This is a genomic window from Microbacterium sp. Bi128 (assembly GCF_918698205.1).
In genome coordinates this window covers 1-1,847 of record NZ_CAKKMM010001022.1, presented here as the reverse complement: position 1 = coordinate 1,847, position 1,847 = coordinate 1, and the positions used below count along the sequence as shown (strand labels likewise).

1 protein-coding gene is annotated in these 1,847 nt (G+C 65.4%); it reads right to left on the bottom strand.

Annotation, left to right across the window (positions count from 1 at the left end):
* Nucleotides 1–1,847 (bottom strand): polyribonucleotide nucleotidyltransferase (locus LQV45_RS29300; protein ID WP_230010576.1); only part of this gene is annotated, 1,847 nt, incomplete at both ends.

Here is a 1,847-nt window from a genome sequence, read left to right as displayed (position 1 = left end):
ATCTTGGTGATTTCCACCTGGATCTTCTGGCCCACGGAGACGACGTCGTCGACGTTGTCCACGCGCTTGCCGCCGGCGATCTTGCGCAGCTCGGAGATGTGCAGGAGGCCGTCCTTGCCCGGGGTCAGGGAAACGAAGGCGCCGAAGGTGGTGGTCTTGACGACCGTGCCCAGGTAGCGCTCACCGATTTCCGGGATCTGCGGGTTGGCGATGGCGTTGATCGCGGACCGTGCTGCGTCGGCAGACGGGCCGTTGGTGGCGCCAATGTAGACAGTTCCGTCGTCCTCGATCGAGATGTCGGCTCCGGTGTCTTCCTGGATCTGGTTGATCATCTTGCCCTTCGGGCCGATGACCTCGCCGATCTTGTCAACCGGGATCTTGACCGCGATGACGCGCGGCGCGAACTCGGAGAGCTCGTCCGGGGTGTCGATCGCGGAGTTCAGGACGTCCAGGATGTGCAGGCGGGCTTCGCGGGCCTGCTTCAGGGCGGCGGCCAGGACCGAGGCCGGGATGCCGTCGAGCTTCGTGTCCAGCTGGATGGCCGTGACGAACTCGGAAGTACCGGCAACCTTGAAGTCCATGTCACCGAAGGCATCTTCGGCGCCGAGGATATCGGTCAGGGCGGCGTAACGGGTCTGGCCGTCGACCTGGTCGGAGACCAAGCCCATGGCGATACCCGCAACAGCAGCCTTCAGCGGCACGCCTGCGTTCAGCAGGGACAGCGTGGAGGCGCAGACGGAACCCATCGACGTCGAACCGTTGGAGCTGAGAGCCTCAGACACCTGGCGGATGGCGTAGGGGAATTCCTCGCGGGACGGCAGCACCGGCATGATGGCGCGCTCTGCGAGGGCACCGTGGCCGATTTCGCGGCGCTTCGGGGAGCCGACGCGGCCGGTCTCGCCGGTGGAGTACGGCGGGAAGTTGTAGTTGTGCATGTAGCGCTTGCGCGTCACGGGAGACAGCGAGTCGATCTGCTGTTCCATCTTGAGCATGTTCAGCGTGGTGACACCCATGATCTGGGTCTCGCCGCGTTCGAAGATGGCCGAGCCGTGGACGCGGGGCAGAACCTCAACCTCGGCGGTGAGCTGGCGGATGTCCGTCAGGCCGCGGCCGTCGATGCGGATCTGGTCCTTGAGGATACGCTGGCGCACAACCTGCTTGGTGACGGAGCGGAAGGCTGCGGACAGTTCCTTCTCGCGGCCTTCGAACTGGCCGGCCAGGGAAGAGGTGACCTCGTCCTTGAGCTCGTCGGACGCGGTGTCGCGTTCCTGCTTGTCGGCGATCTGGAAGACAGCGGCCAGCTTCTCGGCGGCAGCGGACTCCACAGCGGCGTAGACGTCGTCCTGGTAGTCCAGGAAGACCGGGAACTCGACGGTCGGCTTGGCGGCGCGGGCTGCCAGGTCGGACTGTGCTTCGCAAAGGGCCTTGATGAACGGCTTGGCAGCCTCGAGGGGCTCGGAGACAACCTCTTCGGTCGGGGCGGTGGCGCCCTGTTCCTTGATGAGGTTCCAGGAGTTGTCGGTGGCTTCGGCTTCAACCATCATGATGGCGACGTCGTCACCGGCGATGCGGCCGGCGACGACCATGTTGAAGACGGCGTTCTCGAGCTGGGAGTGCTTCGGGAACGCAACCCACTGCGAGCCGTGCTCGTCGGCAACGAGGGCAACGCGGACGCCGCCGATCGGGCCGGAGAAGGGCAGGCCGGAAAGCTGGGTGGACATCGAGGACGCGTTGATCGCGACGACGTCGTAGAGCTCGTCCGGGTTGATGGACAGCACGGTGACGACGATCTGGACCTCGTTGCGCAGACCCTTGACGAACGCGGGGCGCAGCGGGCGGTCCATGAG